The 14,469-nt window shown below is 45.2% G+C and carries 15 protein-coding genes and 1 pseudogene; 4 read left to right on the top strand and 12 right to left on the bottom strand.

The annotated features are described in order from the left end of the window. The 5 genes and pseudogenes from DMB44_RS01590 to purC form a co-directional block, all read right to left on the bottom strand. Positions 1-289: pseudogene (locus DMB44_RS01590) on the bottom strand (RNA-guided endonuclease TnpB family protein); the annotation flags it as partial. Positions 290-1,002: 713 nt separating this feature from the next. Next, a complete protein-coding gene (locus tag DMB44_RS01585) occupies positions 1,003-1,515 on the bottom strand; it encodes a cytidine/deoxycytidylate deaminase family protein (protein WP_110640311.1) in 513 nt (170 codons plus the stop codon). Between the two features lie 61 nt (positions 1,516-1,576). Continuing rightward, a complete protein-coding gene (locus tag DMB44_RS01580) occupies positions 1,577-2,494 on the bottom strand; it encodes a ferrochelatase (protein WP_110640310.1) in 918 nt (305 codons plus the stop codon). Continuing rightward, complete coding sequence (gene hemE, locus DMB44_RS01575) at positions 2,491-3,492, bottom strand: uroporphyrinogen decarboxylase (protein ID WP_110640309.1); 1,002 nt, start codon at positions 3,490-3,492, stop codon at positions 2,491-2,493. Before hemE ends, DMB44_RS01580 begins: the two co-directional genes overlap by 4 nt. A gap of 29 nt (positions 3,493-3,521) precedes the next feature. Then, entirely contained in the window at positions 3,522-4,406 is an 885-nt protein-coding gene (gene purC, locus DMB44_RS01570) for a phosphoribosylaminoimidazolesuccinocarboxamide synthase (RefSeq protein WP_110640308.1), read from the bottom strand. Between the two features lie 149 nt (positions 4,407-4,555). Here purC and DMB44_RS01565 point away from each other — a divergent pair, with 149 nt between their 5' ends. The 3 genes from DMB44_RS01565 (at position 4,556) to DMB44_RS01555 (ending at position 7,535) form a co-directional block, all read left to right on the top strand. Further along, the gene (locus tag DMB44_RS01565; protein WP_110640307.1) at positions 4,556-5,971 is read left to right on the top strand and encodes a hypothetical protein; all 1,416 of its coding nucleotides are present in this window, start codon (positions 4,556-4,558) and stop codon (positions 5,969-5,971) included. 42 nt (positions 5,972-6,013) lie between these two features. Further along, positions 6,014-6,298, top strand: a complete 285-nt coding sequence (locus DMB44_RS01560; RefSeq protein ID WP_110640306.1) for a hypothetical protein — start codon at positions 6,014-6,016, stop codon at positions 6,296-6,298. 289 nt (positions 6,299-6,587) lie between these two features. Continuing rightward, on the top strand, positions 6,588-7,535 hold the full coding sequence (locus DMB44_RS01555; protein ID WP_237265221.1) for a diacylglycerol/polyprenol kinase family protein: 948 nt from the start codon (positions 6,588-6,590) through the stop codon (positions 7,533-7,535). Positions 7,536-7,585: 50 nt separating this feature from the next. Here the strand turns inward: DMB44_RS01555 and DMB44_RS09230 are convergent, their stop codons facing one another. The 5 genes from DMB44_RS09230 to DMB44_RS01535 all read right to left on the bottom strand — a co-directional run bounded on the left by DMB44_RS09230 (position 7,586) and on the right by DMB44_RS01535 (position 10,202). Next, positions 7,586-7,738: a hypothetical protein gene (locus tag DMB44_RS09230; protein WP_153280103.1), complete on the bottom strand. Its 153-nt coding sequence runs from the start codon at positions 7,736-7,738 to the stop codon at positions 7,586-7,588. Between the two features lie 195 nt (positions 7,739-7,933). Then, positions 7,934-8,233, bottom strand: coding sequence for a hypothetical protein (locus DMB44_RS01550; protein ID WP_201796914.1), 300 nt, complete (start codon positions 8,231-8,233; stop codon positions 7,934-7,936). A 104-nt stretch (positions 8,234-8,337) separates the two neighbouring features. Further along, complete coding sequence (locus DMB44_RS01545; protein WP_110640304.1) at positions 8,338-8,631, bottom strand: DUF357 domain-containing protein; 294 nt, start codon at positions 8,629-8,631, stop codon at positions 8,338-8,340. 17 nt (positions 8,632-8,648) lie between these two features. Beyond that, positions 8,649-9,122, bottom strand: coding sequence for a 5-(carboxyamino)imidazole ribonucleotide mutase (gene purE, locus DMB44_RS01540; RefSeq protein ID WP_110640303.1), 474 nt, complete (start codon positions 9,120-9,122; stop codon positions 8,649-8,651). A 21-nt stretch (positions 9,123-9,143) separates the two neighbouring features. Continuing rightward, positions 9,144-10,202: an L-threonylcarbamoyladenylate synthase gene (locus DMB44_RS01535; RefSeq protein ID WP_110640302.1), complete on the bottom strand. Its 1,059-nt coding sequence runs from the start codon at positions 10,200-10,202 to the stop codon at positions 9,144-9,146. Between the two features lie 81 nt (positions 10,203-10,283). Here DMB44_RS01535 and DMB44_RS01530 point away from each other — a divergent pair, with 81 nt between their 5' ends. Continuing rightward, complete coding sequence (locus DMB44_RS01530; protein ID WP_110640301.1) at positions 10,284-12,635, top strand: M1 family metallopeptidase; 2,352 nt, start codon at positions 10,284-10,286, stop codon at positions 12,633-12,635. A gap of 7 nt (positions 12,636-12,642) precedes the next feature. Here the strand turns inward: DMB44_RS01530 and DMB44_RS01525 are convergent, their stop codons facing one another. After that, on the bottom strand, positions 12,643-14,163 hold the full coding sequence (locus DMB44_RS01525; protein WP_110640300.1) for a sodium:solute symporter: 1,521 nt from the start codon (positions 14,161-14,163) through the stop codon (positions 12,643-12,645). Further along, positions 14,160-14,360 (bottom strand): DUF3311 domain-containing protein, encoded by a 201-nt coding sequence (locus tag DMB44_RS01520; RefSeq protein WP_110640299.1) that lies wholly within the window; start codon positions 14,358-14,360, stop codon positions 14,160-14,162. The genes DMB44_RS01525 and DMB44_RS01520 overlap by 4 nt, the downstream gene beginning before the upstream one ends. Positions 14,361-14,469: the final 109 nt, after the last annotated feature.

Genomic DNA, 14,469 nt, shown 5'->3' with positions numbered 1-14,469 from the left:
CTACATCATCTAATCTTGTCTTCACCTCCAGATCCATGATTTTTGGGAATTTTAATATTCCATTATCAATAGAACACTGCTGGTTTGTGAATATTAATATAAATTCTCCATCCTTATTCTTGTATTTAGGTGGTCTTGGTGGTCCGCTGAATAATTCTGGATGTTTTTTGTATGTTTTTAATGCCCTGAAGAAGTAATTCCATGATTCCTTGACCTTTTTAATTGTCCACTGTGCCGTCTGTGCTGGCAGTTTCTGGAAATTGTTGTTTTCCCCTATATCTGATGGCACTGCAAACTGTTTCGCAAGATCCTTGTATGATGATAATTTTTCCCTATTGAAAAACTGGTTTCTTAGGATATAATTTACCTGATTATATAGGTTCTTTGATACGGCACATTCTGGATATTACGCCATTATAACAGATAAAGATCTGTTCAGTTCTCATCGTTTTCATAGCCTATCTCCATTGAACTTTTTTCCCCGTTGAGGCGTATACATGAAGCGTCTTTCATGATATTCGTAGCAGATTTAATACCTCATTTGCCTTCATAGTTAATAATATAATACAGTATTTGTATAAATAGTTATTAGAATTACGGATTATAGATGATGACGTCAATGCTCTTCACCATATCTTAAAATGGGCGATCTCTCAAGTCTCTACATATGATGTCTGAGGCACCTTGAACCGCTCCTCGCCGAAAATTTGATCTTCCTGATTCAAGGACACGACAGATACCATCATGACTTAGATATCCCGCTAGAGGCTTTACTACAGGCATATGATCGGATTTCAGCGTTCTTACTAAAGGATCCTGACACCGCATTATAACGTATGTTACGTAAAAATAGAAAAACAATTTGCGGTATTTCCATTGAGTAAGTCGATGTATCTACAGCATGAAAATAGAGTTTTACTGTTTCTCATAAATCCCTAATTTTCTTCACCTTTCAAAAACCTAAATTGTGAAGATTTATGAAGACAATGATGGCCCTCAAGATCAATCCTCACCCTCAAGGTAATAGAATTCGCCGATCATTGCCTTTACCTCCTGATCGGGGAGCGTGAATTTCCTCACCTTGATGTCGCTCTCAAGAAGCATTAGCTCCGCAAGTTCGTCTGGATACCCCTCAGCATACACTATCTCCTTTATCTGTGCGTTCATTATCATCTTGGAACATACCACGCATGGATGGGTTGTTACATATATGGTGGCGTCCTTTATGCTCACACCATGCACCGCAGCTTGTATGATCGCGTTCTGCTCGGCGTGCAGTCCGCGGCATAGTTCATGCCTTTCACCCGAGGGTACTTTTAAGTCCTCACGTATACAACCAACAACATCGCAGTGGGCAGTACCGCTCGGTGGCCCATTGTAACCTGTGGCGAGTACGTTCTTGTCCTTGACTATAACCGCCCCAACCTTCCTCCTGATGCAGTTTGTCCTGGAGGCGGCCAGATAGGCCATGCGCATAAAGTACTCGTCCCATGTTGGTCTTCTTATAGTTTCCACACTTTGTTAGCCAAATGCAGGATATAAATATTGTTGAAAATCGAAGATCATTTCATAGCTTTTAGGTACGGCTTTCAGCCCTAACGCGGGTGGAAGTGCCTCTATTGATCATTTCTCCACTGAGATGGGTTATTGCTGATCTGGTCACGCGATCGATGAGGTTAATCATCATAGGCGAATCGTTGGGCATCTTGACCCTTGTATAGATCTTACCTCTTGCCTCCAGCGCCTTTCTGAATTCATAATCAAGATCGTAAAGTATCTCCAGATGGTCGTAGAGGAATGATATCGGTATTACAGTGACATTCTTCTCCTCTATCTTATCGATGAGGCTGTATATGCTAGGCCCAAGCCAGCCTTCATGTCCCCCTTGGAATCCAAAATCAGAATGACTTATACCCAGTATCTGTGATATCTTATATGTGGAATAGCGGAGCCAGAAGAGATAATCCTCCTCTCTCTGAGCGTTTGGAAGACTGTGGGCGTCAAAGATGTGAAATGTTTTACTACCTGTGCATTCGGATATTATGTTAGCCCACATGGGCTGGAATAGATCGTTGTTGGCCAGGCCATTGACAAATTCCATTCTGGCAGATATGTTATAACGTTTGAATGCTGCAAGGAGGGGATTGAGATATGAATCTCTCACGCTCTCTGAATAAAATGAGAACAGTGGCATAGCCACAACATTGTCATATCCGGCCAGATTACCGGCAATCTCCTCTATCGAGGGGTTCCAGTGCTTGTAAGCCAACAGAACATCTATCTCACCGCCAAACCTATCCTGCAGCTTCTTGCCTATGCTCTCAATTATCCTGTTGGATGGCGATCTGCCGCCGAACATCTCATACTTTTTCAGATTTTCCTCTCTCACAGCCTCTGGAACCTGCTTGCCGTTGAATATATTCTTGAGGTATTCGTCAACGTCTTCAATTCTCTCTGGGCTTCCGTAGGAAAGCAAAAGAAGAGCAGATTTCATATATTCACGCTGTGGATGTATTCAACTAACCGTTTAAGCTTTTCCGGATCGGTGCTTGGCAGCAACCCGTGTCCGGTGTTGAATATGTATCGGATCCTTCCATGTACAGAGTCAATTATCCTCTTCGCCTCTTTTAAGGAATAGTCGTAATTGACTATTGCAGGATCAAGATTACCCTGAATGCCTATATCCTCAGAGATGGATGATGAGATCTTACCTATATCTACGCGCCAGTCCAAGGAATAGAAATCTGAGGCAATGCCCATATCGGTTATGTACGATGACGTCATGGTGCTGAAGTATATTGTAGGCACACTTCCTGATATCTCCTGCATTATTTCCATGATGTAAGGCTTCACATATTCCTCATATTCTCGCGGTGACAGATATCCAGCCCAGCTGTCAAACAGCTGGAAGGCATCTATGCCTGATCTGATCTGCATTCTGGCAAAATCTATGACCATGTCCGTCAATCGCCTCATTGCTGTTCTGTAGATCTGGTTCTCAGCCAGCATCAGCTTTTTCACCTTGAAGAGGTCCCTGTCCACCCCGTATGAGACTATGTAGGATAGCAGGGTTATCGGGCCACCGGCAAAGCCTATCAGGGGTTCCCTATATCTATCCTTGTACCTTGATATAGCGACCATAACCGGATGATCGAAGGAAGACGCGTCGAATTCCCCAATCGCTGAAATGCCTGAACTTTCGAGATTGTTCTCCACGACCGGCCCAACGGAATCAAGAAACTTAACCCTGAGACCCATGCCAGCGAGAGGCGTTGTTATGTCGGAGAATATTATTGCAGCATCCACTCCGATAACTTCAACTGGATCATGCGTGATTTCCACTATTATATCAGGCGATGACATCATTTCCTGTATGCCCATTTTCTCCCTGTACCTCATGTAGGATGGGAGATAGCGTCCGGCCTGCCTCATGAACCAGACAGGTATCCTCTCATGGCTGTGGCCCTTTAGCGAACTCATGAATGGGTCCATATTGCACTACCTTTGCCAGAAGGCAAAATTCACCATTTCTGTCCGGTTATTCGTTCGTACATGGTTCTGTAAAGATCTGAAACCTTCTTGGCCATACCATCTGGAAGTGGCGGGATATCAGGTTCGGGAAGGCCCCTGGATCTGGCGTCGTAAAGCCTGTCATGATATCCTGTAGATCGATAGTACTGCCTGACCATCTCCTTGCTCAGCTCTACGATTTTACCAGCATCATAATCCTTCTTTTCCCAGAAACGATCTTCGTCAGCTGTGCCAAATGTGTCCACTATCACTATCTCGCGTTTTGGTCCCAGCGCGATCTCCTTCTTTCCGTCGGCATGTATCAGACCGCGCTTACCAACCTCAGAATCCATCATCTCATCTATGTTCAGAACGGTTTCCTGAATCTCTTCGTATTCCTCTCTGGTCAGGCCTGAAATTTTAAGCGCTTCATCCATATCAAGCAACCTGTCGGTCTTTTCTCTCTTTGTGGTGACCTCGAACAGAGGCGATGGTAGCTTCTCTCCATACTCTGGAAAATGGTTAAATCCAATATCCTCCGGCTTCGTGCTTCCCGCCTTGAGCCGATCGTACAGAGATCCAGCAACGTAATGCCTTGTGATGAATTCAAGGGGTATGACGTAGTTAGAGGAGCTTGGGCCTACCTTGTCTGGAACATCGTACTTGTGCACACGCATTGTCCTCCTGTCAACCATCTCGATGAAGTGATTCTTTATGCCATGATCACCGATATATCTGAACCAGAATGATGATGTCCGGCACAGCGATTCGCCTTTATTTTCTATCTCCGTGGGTATTATCTTGTCGAAGACTGAGATTCTGTTGGAAAATCTAAAGATAAGAGTGTCTCCATCGTCGTAAACATCCTTAACCTTTCCACTTGTGATGAACTTCATACGCAAGTATTGTAACTTAATATAAATTGATGCACATGCGATCGATGAAATTACTGCCCGATTAAGAATGCGGATCTGCAAACAATTTGCAATAGATTTGCATATAATTTTGAAAAATGCCCTAATATTCCCTTTTCATCTTTTAAAACATGAAACCTACAACGGTTGGAATTATAGTTGCGGTGGTTTTGATCGTTGTATTCGCCGGAGCATTCGGCTACGTGGATTATATGAATGCAAAGACGAATGCAAATTATCAGAACGCCGTTAACACAGCAAACGGGTTCAAGCCAAACGCAGTCCTCGGCGATGCCTTTGAGCACTGGGATTACATAGCGATAGAGAACACCACACTAGTTGCAAGTCAGTATCTGCCAAACGCAACGCTCACATGGATAGGCGGTCCACTGAGCGGTACATACAAGGGTATTTCCAGCATAAATAATACCTGGAACAAGTTTTTCAGCCTTTGGTCAGCAGTTTGGCTGTACACGGTGAATCCGCCGGTAACCTCAGTATCTGGCAACACGGCACAGGTGACCGCCCCTGTACAGTTTGTCGTGACGCCCTATGGAGTGAACAACACGGTGGAATACATAAACGTCTCTTATACGCTGGACTTCCTGAAATCTGGAACGTCATTCTACATATACAACGAGGTCTGGCACATAACAGGCACCGGTGTTATAGCCCATATCCCGCAGCAGGTTCTGGCGCAGGAGGTTGAAGCCTCAGCCTTCGAACATTGGGATTATATAGCTATAGAGAACAGCAGCCTGCTGTCTCCTGAATACGCATCGAATGCCACCCTTGACTGGATCGGCGGCTCGCTCACCGGAACCTACAGCGGTGTATCAAGCATAATATCCACCTGGGACAGATTTTTCAACCTATGGTCAGCCGTCTGGTTCTACACCATATCGCCGCCATCAGTCAGCGTCATGGGCAGGACTGCTACGGTGACGTCGGAGAATCAGTTCATATTGACGCCAACGACGGCAAACAATACGGTTGAATACTTGAACATAAGCTATTCGATCACATACTATCGTGTATCCGGAACATACTTGATAACACACGAGGTCTGGCACATAGTTGGTGCTGGCTACATCTCAACCAATCAGAAGACCGATGAATACAACCAGGTGGAGGCTCTGGCCTTCAGCCACTGGAACAATATAGCCATAGAGAACCTGACTCTAGTCATGGAACAGTACGCACCTAACGCTGTTCTGCACTGGGTCAACAGTACATTGAACGGAACATATACCGGCTACAGCGAAATCAATGCCACATGGAATAAATTCTTCACCGCCTGGATCGCGGTATGGTTCTATTCAGAGGAACCGCCAGTGATCACATTGAAGGGCGATATGGCATATGTAAACGCGACAGTACAGTTCGTCGTGCAGAAGAACTCCACCTTTGATTACATAAACGTGTCATATCAGATAGTCTATCAGAACATGGGATTCAACGTGAAGACTGGCCAGTTCCAGTACCAGATTGTCAACGAAGTCTTCAACGTACTGGGAGGTTCACCGAAACCGCTGTCAGATCTATGAAATCATTAATTTTTTATATTTTTTAATATATGGTGATATGTAATGGGAATATTCTGGCTTACAAATATAATGATCGTGCTTGTGGAAGCCGTTTTTTTAGTCATAATACTGTATTTTTATATAGGTGTGATGAGAAGGGCTGGTGGCAAATTCGTAGCGCCCATGATCGCGTTCTCATCGCTTTTTTTGATGCAATCCATACTCTCAGCATACTTCTATTATGATTTCTCACACTTTGCTGGGTACAGAATAGCTGTTCCGCTGATAGCGGTAAATGGGGTGGGCCTAGCATCGTTCATCATGCTGTTCCTATCGATCAAACAGTGATTCAGAGTTCAGATCCGTGAACATGGATATAAAATCTGCACCCACCAGACTGAATTCAAAATATAATCCATAGAATCTGGGATCCGTAGTACACTCCCTGAGGATGGATCAGGCTTCTATTCAGCTATATTTTGCCAAACAGCTACTTTAATTGAAATCTACACCAAGGACGTTCTTCGGCGTTTGCCGTTTCAATCTCTACCAATATATAAACAACATTTAAATATCGCCAGCGGATCAATTATCAGCTGGGTGCTATCGAGTAGAAACGGCCTGGCTGGGTGTGTTCATGCTTGCCGGATATATTGAGGTTGCAGTGGGAATCATTGCAGCCGCGATATCTCTTCTTATTGATCCAAATGATTTCAGAGTGAAGTACGCCGTTTCACTCACAGTTGTCCCCGTGCTGGTTCTTGTCTTCAACGGATACGTGGCCGTACCAATATACGTATTTTCCATTATAACTGGAACATATCTGTACACAAAGAAATTTTATTATCCATTCATGTTTCTCTTCGCCTCTACGCTTCTGTCTTATATTTTCTTTGGGGATGGAAGCCAGTGGAGAGCCATTGACGCGGCAATAAGCACCGGTATGATAGTGGTTATGGTATTTGATTCAAGAGAGAGAAATTTTATCAAGACGAACGACACCACCAGGGGTTTGGATAGGATCAAGGAGATGAGGCGTGACTACGTTCAGATACTAGCAGGTGCGGTCATCATAGGCCTTCTGTATTTTTATGGTGTGGATCTGTCCAGGATACTGGTCACGTTCGGTTCCTTAATTCTATACGTCATCGGTAATTTCTTCTCCGCTCGACCAGATCTTATGGTAGGGAGGTTTCTCCAGGATCTGGAAAGAAGTCATACAAAGCTGGGTATAGGTTCAATGTGGTTCGCCTCAGGCATCATGTTGGCCTATAGCATGCACGATGGCCTGTATCTGATAATGCTAATAGTGTTCATAATATCCGTGGGCGATTCGGTTGCAACCATAATCGGTGTTAACGTTAAAAGCCCTAAGCTTGCCATTAATAGAAAGAAAAGCGTTGCTGGAACCCTTTCATTGTTTGTCGTTTCCGCATCATTTGGATTCTTCGTGCTTGGCTATATCGGAATAGGATATGCCGCAATAGGATCGATCGTCGAAGCCGCCTCACGATACCCACTGGATGACAATATGACCGTACCATTCGCCATATCACTCGTTGCATCAGCTATAAAAATGATCTGACGCATCAAAATGTGAGCTACTCCTAAGCTGAGGCTTCGGATCTTCCTATTTCAACGATCAAACTCGATCCCCATACTGCCAGATCGCAGTTTCCCGTCATTGGAAACTTTCTTTCGGACCACGTCTGGAAGAAGGGTTACGGAGGTTGCGATCTCCACAGGCGTGTATTCGGATCTCAGCGATTTTACTAAAGTATCATCCACTTGGTTATCGTGGAAGATACAAAATAATATGGGAAGACCATACATAAAACTTTACATTGAGGGAAGTCCGTGTATCTCATCGCTAAAGCTGTTGAGATTTATAGCTTCCCCCAAACCCCCAACTTCTCTCTTAAAAAATTTTAAGCGAATGCCTCGCATGAACAGGATGCACGAGAATTCTGATATTGGTTTGGTTCATCTGTACTTACTGTAATCATATATCAGGTTTATCAGCTTCTTCTGCGTATCATAATCAATGACTCCTTCCTGGTATTTCTTACCGATAAATTCCTTGGCCTCCTTAACGCCCTTTTTAGAGGCAAGAGAATATATCGAACCCCTTATGGCACCGCGAACACTATCAGGAAGGCTTTCAACAGCTTTTCCTAGCATATAGCCGAATTCTTCACTCCTTCTCATATCAAGCTTCTTCTCTCTTTTCGGGAAATCATGCCTATCATGAAGATCCCTTCTATCGTTCTGTTGTCTTTTCATGGTTCTTACTCTTAATAATTTATTCATATATTTATATTTTGCCCATGCCTAAATGATCACTCGAAACTTCTTTGCTAGGGTCAATTCAAATCTTAGCGAGTCGATCATTCATAAAGTGTGAAAAGCCTGTGATCACCCGCACCATCGAATATACCCAAGCGTACTCCGGCATCTATCCAGCCATAGGAATAGTTGAGCGCCGCGAATGCATTTATAAGGTCACCCTTCCTGTAAAAGTCCTTGGCATCCGAATAGTAACTCATGATCATCTCCATGTTGTCCTCGGCTATCTTCCTCAGAAAAGATCCCTCTGCTGGCGATATCCTTATTTTCTTTATGGCTTCCTCCTCTATCCTGAAATACCTTTCGATCCTTTTTGCAAGATCTTCCTCTATCATATTAACACCGCCAGCATTTATTCTATACTCTCGTTTAGAACCCTTGCCTTCTCGCTTTCCATATATCTCTTCATGGATTCCTCAAGCTCAGGATACTTGACGGACAGGATCCTGCATGCGAGTATTGCGGCATTCTTGGAGTTTCCTATCGCAACCGTAGCCACAGGTATGCCGGACGGCATCTGCACAATAGAGAGTAGGGAATCAAGGCCATTAAGATGCTTGCTTGGTACCGGTACCCCTATTACGGGCAATGTGGTCATGGACGCCACCATACCGGGAAGATGAGCAGCACCGCCCGCGCCTGCTATTATCACCTCTATACCATGATTCCTTGCCTCTGATGCAAACTGGAGCATGTATTCAGGCGTCCTGTGAGCCGATACCACCTTTGCCAAGACCTCAACACCCATGGAACGAAGAAAATCGATCGCGGGCTTCATAGTCTCATAGTCGCTGGAACTACCCATTATCACCGCTACCTTTGGCATAGAACTCACATCAGGTTACCGTTAATTTACCTTTTCCTTCATGCTCCCAATCAGATCCAGAAATTCTCTTACGTCCTTGACAGTCCTGTATGAGGCTTTTCTGATCCTGTTCATAATGGCAAATCCTATGCCTCTCTCCTCGAAGGGATGTATCAGAGCATATCCTGCATGCATATCGTCAAGAGCTATGAACGATGAGAACAGGTTATGCGCAACCGTGTAAAGATCCTTATCCGTCCCAAGCACTATCGTCCTCCTGCCCGGTCTCTCCATTTCGATGGTAGCGAGTATTACCATATCCTCAGGTGAATAGGGCAGGATCTCCTCGAACAGATCTCTGGTTTCCGCAAGTATCAATTTTGTAGATGGGGAATAATGCCTGTATTTCATGCCTGGCGTTATAGCAACCTTAGCCTCACCGAGTCCCCTGGCAACTTCACCGTATACGATGTGACCAAATACAGGCTCAAGGTCCTCGATCGTGTAAGAGCCAGGCCTCAACAGTTCAACGGGCTTTCTGGTCAGGTCGATGATCGTCGATTCAATACCGAATCTTGTAGGCCCTGCATCTATAATAACGTCTACCCTTCCGTCTAAAAATCTTATGGCGTCCTTTGAATCCGTAATGCTTGGTCTTGTTGAAATATTGGCAGAGGGTGCGGCTATGGGGCCTGCCATTTCTATCAGATCATGCGCTATCTCATCGTCCGGCATCCTCACAGCAACCGTCGGCAGACCTGCTGTAACTATATCCGGTATGCCATCACGCTTCTTCACTACAACGGTCAGCGGGCCCGGCCAGACCCTCTCAAGATCCTGCACCCAACGATCCTCTTTAGGATCGGAAACAGACGCGAACTGATCCATGGACGATATATGCACTATCAGAGGGTTATCCGACGGCCTTCCCTTGGCTGTGAATATCTTTCTACAAGCATCCGCATTCTCCGCCAGCGCCCCGAGGCCGTAAACAGTCTCCGTTGGAAAGACCACGGTGCCACCGGAACGCAGGGAATCAACTGCATCCATGATCTGTTCCTTTGTGTATCTGATCCTGTCGATGTGCAGAATTCTGGTCATTGGTTCGCTATTCAGGGATCGTATATATCGATTTAGTATTTCAGGAAAATAGGTTTTTATAAAACGCTGCAATGGAATTGCATGAATCCGGGTATAGAGAAATATGAAATCAAATTCGATTTTGATTTGAAGGAGCTGACATACACCTCTCATGAGAGGATTTTTCTGAGCGGGGAATGGAAGGACCTTAAACTGGATGCCGTGAAGATCTCCATAGACAGGATAACCCATAACGGTAAGGAACTTAAATTTGAAACTGGCAATGACTATGTTCTGGTTAAGGGAAATTTCAAGGACAATGATGTTATTGATATAGATTTCCACGCCAAGGTCAGCGATACGCTCATGGGCCTGTATTTCTCAAAAACGAAAGAGGGTACGATGATCACAACCCAGTTCGAATCGAACGGGGCGAGGATGGCCTTCCCATGCGTCGATCATCCCGCCTACAAGGCAGTGTTTTCCATAACAGCGGTCATAGATAAGGAGTACGATGCCATATCCAACATGCCTCCAAAGCGTGTGGAGGTATCAGACAGGAAGGTCATAGAGTTCCAGGATACGCCAAGGATGTCAACGTATCTACTATACATAGGTGTTGGGAAGTTCAGGTACGAGTATGAGAAGTACAGGGACATCGATCTGATACTCGCATCGCTCAAGGAGATAAGATCGAAATATCCGCTTGAGATAGCGAAGAGATCCATAGAATTCTACGAGAAATACTTCGGCATACCCTACGCGCTGCCGAAGATGCACCTGATCTCCGTGCCGGAGTTCGGTGCAGGTGCAATGGAGAACTGGGGCGCGATAACGTTCAGGGAGGTTGCACTGATGGCAACGGAGAACTCAGGATCTCTAATGAAACAGAACGCTGCCATCACCATAGCTCATGAGATCGCGCACCAGTGGTTCGGCGATCTGGTCACGATGAAGTGGTGGAACGATCTGTGGCTCAATGAGAGCTTCGCGACGTTCATGTCGTATAAGACCGTCGACTCCTTCAGCAAACAGTGGGATGTGTTCGCAGATTTCATAAGAAGCGAGACTGGAGGCGCACTCAGGTCAGATTCACTGAAGAACACCCATCCAATCGAGGTTGACGTCAAGGATCCAGATGAGATATCGCAGATATTCGATGAGATAAGCTATGGAAAGGGTGCATCCATACTCCGCATGATAGAGGATTATACTGGAAGCGAGGAGTTCAGGAAGGGCATAGCGAAGTATCTAAACGATCATAAGTATGGAAACGCTGAGGGATCTGATCTCTGGACTGCCATAGAGGAAGTGTCCGGTAAACCTGTGAAGAGGGTCATGGAGTACTGGATAAAGAATCCGGGATACCCTGTGATAACGGTCCGCAAAGACGGAAAGAAATTCAGATTTACACAGGATCGCTTCTTCCTTGACGGGACTAGGGGAGAAGGCAAATGGCCCATACCTCTAACGGTAATCACCGGTTCGGGGAAGAAATCCATATTGATGGAGGACACTGCCGAAGTTGAGGATCTCATCAAGGTGAACGCTAACAATAGCGGGTTTTACAGGGTGGCCTATGACTCAGAATCATTTGCAACAGTGATGAAGAACTATGATAAGCTGAGCAACCTTGACAGATGGGGAATAATAAGCGATCTCTATGCATTCCTCATCTCCGGAAGGATCTCTGTGGATGACTACCTGTCCAGGATAAAGGGATTCCTTGATGACGCCGACCACCTTGTTGTGGAGGAGGTTTCCTCGCAGCTTACAGGCCTTTATCTCCTCAAACCGGAGTCCAAGAAAATAGCGGAATTAGCCTCATCATATCTCAGATCACAGGTTGCGAGGCTAGGAGATAAGAAGAAGGGGGAGGATGACAAGATCTCCAAGCTAAGAGGCATAGTAACGCAGGATCTGGCCATGGTGGACGACGCCTTTGCAAAGGATCTTTCAAGCTCGTTCAGCAACCTGGCAGCCGATCCGGACCTCGCCCTTGCAAGATCCATAGCCGTTGCAAAGACGGCTGGAATTTCTGAACTGGCCAAGGCAGCCAATAGCTACAGCGATGACGAGATCCGCGTGAGGATAATTGCCGCCATGGGATGGTGCAATATTACGGATCTGAAGAGCGTTTTTGGCCTGATAGATGACGGAACAATAAGAAAACAGGATATGCTGTACGTCTTCAGCACCATGCCGTCAAATCCAAATGGCAGAGATTTCTTCTTCTCAAACATCGATCGGATCGTTGCGCTGATGGAACATGCATTTGAGGGCACAGGCTACACAAGCAGGATACTTGAAAATGCCATACCCTACATCGGCCTCAGCAAATACGATGAGGTGAAGAAAAAAGCAGAACAGATAAGGAAACCAAGCTACAGCGTAGGTATTAACAAAGGTCTTGAAACTCTGGAAATTGTAAGAAAGTTATATAATAAATTATAAATTTATTTCATATATTTTCTGGCATCGTCTTTGGCTGCCTGTGGAGAGCATAAACTATTACCTCAACCACTGCAACGACAACCAGGTTTATCACAAGTGCGGTGAATCCCACGAATATGAATCCCATGGATGATGGCATAAGAGTCGTTTTGATTATGTTGTACTTGAAGTAAACGAAGTTTGAGTAGACCTCAAAGTATATACCAGAAACTATACCGGCAAGCCAGCCTGACACGACTGCGTATTTCTCCAGATGCTTTACATACATGCCCAGGAAGACTGCTGGCAGCGTCTGCAGTATGATTATTCCGCCTATCAGCTGCAGGCTTATGGAGTATGTTTCCGGCACTATGAAGACGAAGGCCAACGCTAAGAGCTGGAAGAACACCATAGATAGCTTCGCTATGAAGGTTTCACGCTTTTCCTCAAGCTCTCTGCCAAGATACCTTATGACATTTCTTGTTAGGAGCGTGGCCTGTGACATTGACATTATTGCCGCCGGTACTAGACCACCGATGAATATTCCCAGAAAGGCAAAGCCGGTGAACCATGATGGCGTTACGGACGCTATTAGCGTGGGTACCACCATCGCACCGTTGTTATGATAGGTGATGTTAAGCATATGGTAGGCTGCAGGAACACCGTATATTATCACTCCGAAGAGCGCCAAAAATGCGAGCCCAATACCGTATATCGGAAGCAACGCCGTGCTCAGCCTCAGCTTCTGCGCAGACATGGAGCTCAGGCTACCGTTTATCGCATGTGGATAGAGGTAGAGAGCTGCCGCACTCATTATGAAGAGCGTCCAGTATGCGTTGTAGAATTTAGGAGGAAGATCAGCGTACACAGGCTTTATTGTGAAGGCTTCGTGCAGGGCTGAATGATACGCCACGAATACCGTAACGATGACAACGATAACGGTGGTGAATATTATTATATCCTTCATCACCGCTGTCAGCGAGGTACCCCTCAGACCGCTTGTGTACGTGAATGCTATCAGCACTATTATTGCAAGCACCAGCGCTATATTGCTGGCTAAATTCACATTTCCACCGAGCGGAGTGAGCATACCTGTGAGTATGGCCCTCATTCCTACTATCTGAAGCGCTATGTATGGAAGCTCAGCCACTATTCCGGTCAATGCTATGATCATGGCCAGCGCATTGCTGTTGAATCTATCGCTGACGAAGTCTCCGGCCGTTACATAACCGTTCTTCTTGGAGAGAGTCCATAATTTAGGCATGGTGATCATGGCTATGGCGAAGGCAAGAGATACATAGGGGACAGCGAAGAAGTATATGGAACCCACCGCGTACATGGAAGATGGTACGGCGATGAATGTGTAGGCCGTGTATAGATCTGCGCCTACCAGGAACCACACAAGGAATGTACCGAGCCTTCTGCCGCCCAGAGCCCATTCGGGTAGCTGGTTCAGGTTGCCCTTTCTGAAGTTCTTTGCAAGGAAGCCGACCGCAACGAATATGACAAAGAACACTAGGAATACCGCTATCTCAACGTAGTCACTCATTGCTTCACCTCTCTATCGAGTATGTAGGCCGCTATGCCGAAGAGCAGAGCAGAGATTCCAAGCCACAGGGTCTGATACCAGTAAAAAAATGTCAAACCACCTATCTCCGGATTAACCCTGTTGTACGTTGGTATGGCAAAATAGACTATAAACGGGATAACAATAAGTATACCCGCTATCAAGTATTTAGTGTTCATCGATAACATATGATCATAGCAATATTTAAATTTTGGCTAGAGAATACTTTTAATCTACAATTATTTACTAATAAATTTTACAATAATGAATATAAAAATAGTTCATACA

It is taken from the genome of Thermoplasma sp. Kam2015 (assembly GCF_003205235.1).
GTDB lineage: Archaea > Thermoplasmatota > Thermoplasmata > Thermoplasmatales > Thermoplasmataceae > Thermoplasma.
This window is presented reverse-complemented; position numbering and strand designations above follow the sequence as displayed.

Bases quoted from the DNA above. Each gene is read 5' to 3' on its own strand.
- DMB44_RS01580 (WP_110640310.1), bottom strand. From the start codon at position 2,494: ATGAAATCTGCTCTTCTTTTGCTTTCCTACGGAAGCCCAGAGAGAATT.
- hemE (WP_110640309.1), bottom strand. From the start codon at position 3,492: ATGGACCCATTCATGAGTTCGCTAAAGGGCCACAGCCATGAGAGGATA.
- purC (WP_110640308.1), bottom strand. From the start codon at position 4,406: ATGAAGTTCATCACAAGTGGAAAGGTTAAGGATGTTTACGACGATGGA.
- DMB44_RS01565 (WP_110640307.1), top strand. From the start codon at position 4,556: ATGAAACCTACAACGGTTGGAATTATAGTTGCGGTGGTTTTGATCGTT.
- DMB44_RS01560 (WP_110640306.1), top strand. From the start codon at position 6,014: ATGGGAATATTCTGGCTTACAAATATAATGATCGTGCTTGTGGAAGCC.
- DMB44_RS01555 (WP_237265221.1), top strand. From the start codon at position 6,588: ATGCTTGCCGGATATATTGAGGTTGCAGTGGGAATCATTGCAGCCGCG.
- DMB44_RS01550 (WP_201796914.1), bottom strand. From the start codon at position 8,233: ATGAAAAGACAACAGAACGATAGAAGGGATCTTCATGATAGGCATGAT.
- DMB44_RS01545 (WP_110640304.1), bottom strand. From the start codon at position 8,631: ATGATAGAGGAAGATCTTGCAAAAAGGATCGAAAGGTATTTCAGGATA.
- purE (WP_110640303.1), bottom strand. From the start codon at position 9,122: ATGCCAAAGGTAGCGGTGATAATGGGTAGTTCCAGCGACTATGAGACT.
- DMB44_RS01535 (WP_110640302.1), bottom strand. From the start codon at position 10,202: ATGACCAGAATTCTGCACATCGACAGGATCAGATACACAAAGGAACAG.
- DMB44_RS01530 (WP_110640301.1), top strand. From the start codon at position 10,284: ATGAATCCGGGTATAGAGAAATATGAAATCAAATTCGATTTTGATTTG.
- DMB44_RS01525 (WP_110640300.1), bottom strand. From the start codon at position 14,163: ATGAGTGACTACGTTGAGATAGCGGTATTCCTAGTGTTCTTTGTCATA.
- DMB44_RS01520 (WP_110640299.1), bottom strand. From the start codon at position 14,360: ATGAACACTAAATACTTGATAGCGGGTATACTTATTGTTATCCCGTTT.